Source organism: Neisseria sp. P0008.S002, from assembly GCF_051962805.1.
Classification (GTDB): domain Bacteria; phylum Pseudomonadota; class Gammaproteobacteria; order Burkholderiales; family Neisseriaceae; genus Neisseria; species Neisseria perflava.
Genome location: NZ_JBQCUY010000010.1, coordinates 23,266 through 32,476 on the forward strand (window position 1 = coordinate 23,266; position 9,211 = coordinate 32,476).

The following is a 9,211-nucleotide window of genomic DNA, read 5'->3' on the forward strand; positions in this document are numbered from 1 at the left end:
GGTGCTGCCGCTGTCGCCGTTGAAGGTCAGACCTTTGGTATCAACGGTGGTTTTGGCATCCACACCTTTTTGGATGTCGTCTTTGGTGTCTTGCGCCAAGTCGATGCTGTAGTCGGTCACGTTGTTCGCGTCTTCTGCTGAAGCAGTGACGGTCACTTTGTCCGAACCTGCGCTCGCAGTCGTGCCTTTGGCGTTGACGGTATAGATGTCTTGGCCGTTGGCGCCGGTCGTTTTCACCACGTCTTTGATGTTGGTGCCGGCTGCAACTTCGGTACGGGCAGCGGCGCTTTGCTGTTTCAGCTGGCTGTAGTTGACGGCGTCGGTGTCATCGGTACCGGCGGCAACATTGGTAATCTTGTTGCCGGCGGCATTGATGCCTGACTTGGTCACACTCGGGCCACCGGTAATGGTGAGGCCGTCTGAATTCAGTTTGCTGTCGCCTGCGGTGACGCTGTCAACAGTGATGTCTTTGGCCAGTTTCAGCTGTGCGCCACCGGCTACGGTTTCGCTGATGATGTTGCTGTCGCCTTTGACATTGATGGTGTCGCCCAATGCGTAGTTATTGCTGCCGGTGGTACCGCCGAAGTTGATGCCTTTGGCGATATTGGCGGCGTTGTTGGCGACGTTTTGGTTGGTCGCAAACAGTTGGCTGCCGTTAACGGCATCTTTGCTGTTGGCATTGAGGTCGCCATCGGCTACGTTGGTCACTTTGTTACCGGCGTTGTTCAAACCGTCTTTGGTCAGTTTGACGTCGCCTGCTTTAACGCCGTCTTGGGTCAATGCGACATCGTCGCCTACTTTCACACCGTCGTTGTTCACGGTGGTGTCGCCGGCTTTGACGCTGTCTACCACCAGGTCTTTGTTCAGCTTAACCGTCACTTTATCGTCTTGGGCTTCGGTGGTGATGTTGTCGTCGCCGGCAACGGTCACGGTGGAGCCGAGTTTTTCGACATTGGTGCTGCCGCTGTCGCCGTTGAAGGTCAGACCTTTGGTATCAACGGTGGTTTTGGCATCCACACCTTTTTGGATGTTATCTTTAGTACTTTGAGCAAGATCGATACTGTACTCAGTTGTGACGGCACCATCGGCTGCAGTTGTAGTATTGGAAGTCAAATTCAAAGCATTGGAAACTTGTACCGTTGCTTTATCTGCGCTGACGGTATAAGCGGTCTCTTTGCCTGAGGTTGTTTTATTAACGTGCGCGTTACTGCCTGCCGCCACCTTGGTTGTGGTTTTGGCATTATTGATGGCATTAGCAACATCGCCGGCAGTCGCTACACCGGCAGTCGGTGCGGACACTGTGCCATTATTATCGACAGACAATGTGCCTTGAGTGACGTTGATTTGAACTTTTGATGCATTCTCGCCATCGGTGATTGCAACAGTCGTCAAGTTGCCATCGGCGTAGTTGACTGTACCGTTGTTATTGATACGAGACTTGTCTGTACCGTTTTGTTGGATATTGTGTCCAACATTGTTCATAACGGTGTACAGCTGGCTACCATTGACCGCATCGGTCGAAGTGGCGGAAATACGGCCTGCGGCAACATTCTGGATTTGGCGTTCATTGCCTGCACTGCCTACAGAAACCGCGCCTGTTTTAGCGGATGAAGAAGCTGCATAGCTGACATTAGTCGTCGTACCACTATCGTTTTTGAATGTTGCATTTTTAGCTGTTGCATCAAAATTATTGGCAGTGCCAACAGCACCATTACCCAATGCAACGGAGCTACCGATCGTAGTCATCGCGCCACTACCCAAAGCAACTGAATCGCTTCCAGTCGCTTTTGCATTATTACCGCCGGCAAAACTATTCTGCCCGGCAGCTTGGGCTGAGGAACCAATAGCGGTGGAATAAAGGCCTGAACTGTTTGCCTGATTACCAATGGCGATAGAATAAGCTTGCGTTGTCTGCGCCTGATGACCGATTGCAACAGAATCATCACCGACTGCATTTGACAAATAGCCCATTGCCGTACCGTTATTTTGTGCCGCTGCCCTTGCACCGACAACGGTTGCATTTCCATAGTTGGCTCTACTGTGAGCACCAACGACTACAGAGTAATTGTAATTATTTTCTGTATTCAAACCTATGGCGATAGAACCTGTACCGCGGGAATTGGCATTAGAACCTAAGGCAACAGCGCCAACAGTTCCCGAAGTTACCGTTGCATTTGGACCAACAGCAACAGAATCTTCGCCAAGTACGTTGGCATTATGACCCAAGGAAACACTACCCGTCGCACCAGTACTTGTTGCCGCATTCGGTCCGATGGCAATCGAATTGGTTGCTTTTGCACCGTCATTGTTCCAGTTTTTCGTACCGTCAGTTTTGCCTTCTTCTGACTTAACAGAGAAATAGCGGACACGCTCAATTGCACTCAAAACACCATAAAGCTGTGAGCCGTTGATCGCATCAGTGGAAGTAGCGGAAATATCGCCAGGGGATACATTAATGATTTGGCGTTCGTAACCTTTGGAACCGACAGACACAACATCACCGGCATCGGTAGTTTGACCGCCTGCCCAAGTGTAGGTTACACCCATAATTTCGCGTTGAACGTATGCCTGACCTTCTTTATCGGTTTTAGAAGCCGTACCCAAAGCCACAGAATTCAGCAAAGTAGCCTTCGCACCTGTACCCAAAGCTACACCACCAAAGGCAGTGGCCTGAGATTTGGTACCGATAGCCAGAGACAAATCGGCAGATGAATTAGACTGCACACCTAATGCAACAGAACCTTGACCGGCAATAGTATTACCATAAGAACCGCTATACATCGTATCACCAGTCATCTCTTTATAAATATCACGCAGACTTTTACCGCTCAGCGTATATTCACCGGTCTTTGCACCTTTTTCATTATATTTGATGAATTTATCCGTTGCATTGCCAGAATATCGAGTACCACCTACCGAATCTAAATCATCACCACCAATAGCAACAGATGAATTACCATTAGCCAAGACATTGCCACCAACCGCAATAGATTGGTCTCCCTTTGCCCACGCACCCTCAGGTCTGCCCTGTGGATCAACACGGTTACCTGAACCAATAGCAATAGACTGAGTTATCTTAGAACTACTTGAATCGCCTACTCGAGCCGTATTACCAATAGCAATATTATTGTGAGTTACATTCACATTCATAATATTTTGCGAAAGAACCCCAGATGCACGTCCAATAGCAATCGTACCAAGTCCTGTTGCATTCGCGTCTGCACCAAGTGCAATAGCACTTGATGCTGCATTACCCGAAGCTGGAGAATTTGCCACTGCACTTTTACCGATGGCAATGGTATTTCCAGTTTGAGCTTGGGCTGAATTACCTATGGCAATAGACTCACTTTGATAACCCACTGCATTGGTACCGATTGCAATGGCATTTTGCGCATTGGCTGCAGCCTGACTGCCGCTGCCAATTGCAATGCCGTCTTGACCTCTTGATGTGCTGGATTGGCCCAAAGCCATTGAGCCTATACCAAATGCTTGCGCCGAATTACCCAATGCTGTTGTGTTCGTATTATTGGCAAGAGCATTCTTACCTACCGCTGTCGCTTGCGTACCATTTGCTTTGGAATCTGCACCCAATGCTGTTGAATCTACAGAAACAGCATTGGCACTTTTACCTATCGCTGTTGCATATGAACTACTTGCACTTGTATCTGCACCCATTGCAACAGCATGAGTTTGAGTAGCTTTAGCATTGGTACCCACGGCCAGGCTGTTATTATGTGTTGCATTTGCACTCGTACCTACCGCAACTGCACCATTAGCCGTAGCATTGGCTGATGCTCCTATTGACAGCGCACCAATACCGGTCGCTGTTGCACCGCTGACCGCAGTAGCACTGGTCGGAGGATCAACCGCAATTTGTCCTCGTCCCGCAGTTGCCGCATACGAATTACCTGCACCCAAAAGAGCTGCCGAAATTACTGTCAATCTGAAAACTGTCGCAATACCATTTTTACCGGATTCGGCAGATACATCTGTACTGTTTTGTTCTGCAGACGATTTCACACGGCCTTTGGCCAATTCGGAAGTTACGACAAAAGATTGAATCGTACGGTTCCAAACAACTTTAAATATCTTATTCATAGGTGTGTCTTTCTCTTTTTATGATAGGTAAAAGCGTGAGCATGAGCATGACGCTACTTTAAGAATTTATGCGAGGGTTTCCCAGCAAAATGCTTATCTCAAGCTGACGTTTATTGTCACTTTGAGACGAAATTTAGGCTTTTGACTATCCCGCAACGGTATAGTATTTCATACTTACAAAATATCCGCTAGTCTAAAATATCAACCGATTATCTTTAATTTTTAAACAAAATCATGACGTTTAAACAGAAAAACCAATCATCAAAAGTTCTCCAGTCATGTTTTTATTAATAAGCGTAATGTTGTATTCCGTCGACAAGTCATCAGCAATCACAGTAATCATGCAAGCAACGTGCCAATTGCTCGTAATTTTATTTAAAATGAATTGTTTTCTAAAAAATGGAAAAAGCCGTCTGAAAGATTTCAGACGGCCTTTGATGAAATGATTTTGAACAATTGCTTAATTGAATAATTTGTTTTTTAAACTATCAATAAAATTGGCAATATGCTTTTAATACGTCATAGAAAGAATACGCATATCCCTACTTATACAAATGCGGATGGTTTTACAAACCGAATACGGCAATATCGCCCTTGCCTTGACGAATCAGCTCGGTGCCATCGGTCATATCGATAACTGTCGTCGGCTCAGTACCGCACCAGCCGCCATCAATAACCAAATCGACAGCATGTTCAAGACGATCTCGGATTTCGTATGGATCGGTCAATGGCTCTTCATCTTCAGGCAGCATAAGGGTGCAACTTAAAATAGGTTCGCCCAATTCTTGCAAAAGTGCCAAGGCAGTAGCGTTATCAGGAACACGCAGACCGATGGTTTTACGCTTGGGGTGAAGCGTGCGATTGGGTACTTCTTTGGTTGCCTGCAGGATAAAGGTATAACTGCCGGGCGTAGCTGCTTTGAGCTGGCGGAATTGGGCATTATCTACTTTGGCATAAGTACCCAATTCGCTCAAATCGGCACACATCAGGGTCAGATGGTGTTTTTGATCGATTTTACGAATCGCTAGAATACGCTCCATCGCGTTTTTGTCGCCTAGTTTGCAGCCAAGCGCATAGCAGGAATCCGTAGGGTAAACGATGACGCCGCCACTGCGGACAATATCGGCGGCTTGCTTGATGAGGCGGTCTTGGGGATTATCGGGATGGATGGCGAAAAATTGTGCCATGTTTTTTTCCTTATCATTCTAATGGTTTGTTGTTTGACATTTTAAAACTTATTTGGCCGTCTGAATATTGGATTTCCACCACCATGAATGGATTTAGCCTCAGCTACAACACGGCTGCACCCAGTGATACCTTATATATTATTTTGATTTACCGGCCGATATCGAAAGTCAATTTAATACGCTATATAATGCATTATTTTGTTTGAAAGTCATCTCAATGCCTGCTTCTTCCCTACCTTCCCGCCGCTTGTCTGTCGCACCTATGCTTGATTGGACAGACAGACACTATCGCTTTATGGCGCGACAAATTACACGCAATGCTTGGCTTTATAGCGAAATGGTCAATTCAGGCGCGGTGGTTTACGGAGATAAAGACCGCTTTTTGAGTTTCAACGAAGGCGAGCAACCGGTAGCTTTACAGCTTGGCGGCTCAGATCCGCATGACTTGGCAATCGCTACCAAAGCGGCTGAAGCGTATGGCTATAACGAAGTCAACCTAAATTGCGGCTGCCCCAGCCCACGCGTTCAAAAAGGCGCTTTCGGCGCTTGCCTGATGAATGATGTAGATTTGGTGGCAGATTGTTTGAATGCGATGCAGGATGCAGTTGAAATTCCGGTGACGGTCAAACACCGCATCGGTGTAGACAGACAGACAGAATATCAAGTCGTAGCAGATTTTGTGGGAACACTTCGCGAAAAAACAGCCTGCCGCACATTTATTGTCCATGCACGCAATGCTTGGCTGGACGGTTTATCCCCGAAAGAAAACCGCGAAGTCCCGCCACTCAAATATGAATACGTGTATCGTTTAAAACAAGATTTTCCCGACTTGGAAATTTTGATTAACGGCGGCATCACTACCAACGAAGAAATCGCCGAACATCTGAAATTTGTCGATGGGGTCATGATCGGGCGCGAGGCTTATCACAATCCAATGCTGATGCGCGATTGGGATACAATGTTTTACAACGACGCACACGCACCAATCCAATACGCAGACTTAGCAGCTTGGCTATATGCATACAGTCGCGAACAAATCGCCTTAGGACGAGGCACAATCCTGCGCCATATCGTCCGCCACGCACTAGGCTTAATGCACGGCCTAAAAAATGCCCGCACTTGGCGCCGTATGCTCTCAGATGCTACTTTGCTGAAAGACAACGACGGCAGCCTGATTCTAGACGCATGGAAAGAAGTCGAACGCGCAAATATTTGAGATTAATGGTATATCGTGCGAATAAATGAAAGGCCGTCTGAAACATCCAATGATGTTTCAGACGGCCTTTAAAATTACAACAGACTGCTAAAGATATATTCATTTCTCTTTGGCTACTATTACGATTAACTCATCGAATCAACCCAAAACATAATCTAAGCATAAAAAAATGCGGCCTAAATAGGCCGCATTTACTTTGCTTCGTCTTTTCAGACGACTTTTTCAGGCCGTCTGAAAGTCAGATTACCATTGGTAACCAACTGCTGCGGTAGCACCGAAGTGACCACGTGAGTTGCCGGAAGCAGTACCTTTGATGATCCAGTTACCACCATCGGAGATGCTAGAGAAGCCGACAGCGTAACCGGTTTCACCGCGGTAGTGACCGCCACCGATAGCCAACATGCTCTTACCTGGCAAGTAGGCTTGTGGCAGACCGGCAGTAGCCAAGGCTTGAGCCACACCTGCGCGGGCGTTGTTGTCAACCTTGTTCACATTGCTGTTCACATCGCCGAATTTTTGGTTCAGCTGGTCAACGTTAACCGCATCGGTACCGTTCTTACCTGGAGCAACATTTTTAATAGTAGTGTTGCCGGCATCGATACCACCTTGGTTGATGGTTACAGGACCTGCTTTCAGTTCGTTAGTAGTAACACTGTTAACGGTCAGATCAGGGTTCAAGCTGACTTTCAGCGCATCGCCGTCTTTCTTAACGAAGATGTTTTGAACTTCTTTCTCTGAAGTCTTACCGGTTGCTTTGTCGAATACTTGAACTTTAGTACCCGCATCACCTTTAATCTGAATAGTGTTATTCAGTTTTTTGGAGATAGAGCCGTCAGTAGTACCAGTCTCATCAACCAGACCGAAGGTGCCGTCAGCATCTTTACCATCTTTACCGTCTTTACCATCTTTCACGGTTGCAGTAGTAGTAGAGATGACTTTACCGTCTTTATCGAAGTTGTTGATAGTGATGGTAGAAGTACCTTTAGCTTCATCACGCTCAACTTTACCTTCAGCAGACTTACCGTTTTCACCGGTATCACCTTTAGCACCAGTATCACCTTTAGCACCGTCTTTAACAACAGTAGTAGTAGTGTTACCGTTACCATCTTTGATGGTTACAGTGTGAGTACCGTCACCGTTGTCTTTAACTTCAGCTTCAGCGTTCTTACCGTCGGCACCGGTTGCACCATCTTTAACGACAGTAGTAGTAGTGTTACCGTTACCGTCTTTGATGGTTACAGTGTGAGTACCGTCACCGTTGTCTTTAACTTCGGCTTCAGCATTCTTACCATCTGCACCGGTATCACCTTTGGCGCCAGTTGCACCGTCTTTAACGATAGTAGTAGTGGTGTTACCTTCGCCATCGGTGATGGTTACAGTGTGAGTACCATTGCCGTTGTCTTTAACTTCGGCTTTAGCATTCTTACCGTCTACACCGTCTTTAACGATGGTAGTAGTGGTTTTACCTTCGCCATCAGTGATGGTTACAGTGTGAGTGCCGTTGCCATTGTCTTTAACTTCAGCTTTAGCATTCTTACCGTCTGCACCGGTATCACCTTTGGCACCAGCAGCACCAGTTGCACCATCTTTAACGATGGTAGTAGTGGTGTTACCTTCGCCATCAGTGATGGTTACAGTGTGAGTACCATTGCCGTTGTCTTTAACTTCAGCTTTGGCATTCTTACCGTCTACACCGTCTTTAACGATAGTGGTTGTGGTTTTACCTTCGCCATCAGTGATGGTTACGGTATGAGTGCCGTTGCCGTTGTCTTTAACGTCAGCTTTAGCGTTCTTACCGTCTGCACCGGTATCACCTTTGGCACCAGCAGCGCCAGTTGCACCGTCTTTAACGATGGTAGTAGTGGTATTACCGTTACCGTCTTTGATGGTTACAGTGTGAGTACCGTCACCATTGTCTTTAACTTCGGCTTCAGCGTTCTTACCGTCTTTAACGATAGTGGTAGTAGTTTTACCGTCACCGTCAACGATGGTCACTGTATGAGTACCGTCGCCATTGTCTTTAACATCGGCCTTGGCATTCTTACCATCGGCACCAGTTGCACCAGCATTACCAGCTTCACCTTTCGCACCAGTTGCACCGTCTTTAACGATGGTAGTAGTGGTGTTACCGTTACCGTCTTTGATGGTTACAGTGTGAGTACCGTCGCCGTTGTCTTTAACGTCGGCTTCAGCGTTCTTACCGTCGGCACCAGTTGCACCATCTTTAATGATGGTAGTAGTGGTGTTACCGTTACCGTCTTTGATGGTTACAGTATGGGTACCGTCGCCGTTGTCTTTAACGTCGGCTTCAGCGTTCTTACCGTCGGCACCAGTGTCACCTTTAGCACCAGTTGCACCGTCTTTAACGATAGTGGTAGTAGTGTTACCGTTACCATCTTTGATGGTTACAGTGTGGGTACCGTCGCCGTTGTCTTTAACGTCGGCTTCAGCGTTCTTACCGTCGGCACCAGTTGCACCATCTTTAATGATGGTAGTAGTGGTGTTACCGTTACCGTCTTTGATGGTTACAGTGTGGGTACCGTTGCCGTTGTCTTTAACGTCGGCTTCAGCGTTCTTACCGTCGGCACCTGTTGCACCGGTAGCGCCGGTATCACCTTTAGCACCAGTTGCACCGTCTTTAACGATGGTAGTAGTGGTGTTACCGTCACCGTCGGTGATGGTTACAGTGTGGGTACCGTTGCCGTTGTCT

4 protein-coding genes are annotated in these 9,211 nt (G+C 47.1%); 1 reads left to right on the forward strand and 3 read right to left on the reverse strand.

The genetic code is table 11. From position 1 onward, the window contains the following. The coding region (locus ACTHSA_RS10330) for an ESPR-type extended signal peptide-containing protein (protein ID WP_440378885.1) at positions 1-4,098 on the reverse strand (4,098 nt) is incomplete at its 3' end. A 566-nt stretch (positions 4,099-4,664) separates the two neighbouring features. Continuing rightward, positions 4,665-5,285, reverse strand: coding sequence for an L-threonylcarbamoyladenylate synthase (locus ACTHSA_RS10335; RefSeq protein ID WP_036491940.1), 621 nt, complete (start codon positions 5,283-5,285; stop codon positions 4,665-4,667). Positions 5,286-5,502: 217 nt separating this feature from the next. Here ACTHSA_RS10335 and dusA point away from each other — a divergent pair, with 217 nt between their 5' ends. Continuing rightward, positions 5,503-6,501: a tRNA dihydrouridine(20/20a) synthase DusA gene (gene dusA / locus ACTHSA_RS10340; RefSeq protein WP_049336164.1), complete on the forward strand. Its 999-nt coding sequence runs from the start codon at positions 5,503-5,505 to the stop codon at positions 6,499-6,501. A 243-nt stretch (positions 6,502-6,744) separates the two neighbouring features. On the opposite strand, the gene ACTHSA_RS10345 is transcribed toward dusA, so the two are convergent. Then, the coding region (locus ACTHSA_RS10345; RefSeq protein WP_440378886.1) for a YadA family autotransporter adhesin at positions 6,745-9,211 on the reverse strand (2,467 nt) is incomplete at its 5' end.

Coding starts and splice junctions, on each gene's coding strand:
- ACTHSA_RS10335 (WP_036491940.1), bottom strand. CDS start 5,285: ATGGCACAATTTTTCGCCATCCATCCCGATAATCCCCAAGACCGCCTC.
- dusA (WP_049336164.1), top strand. CDS start 5,503: ATGCCTGCTTCTTCCCTACCTTCCCGCCGCTTGTCTGTCGCACCTATG.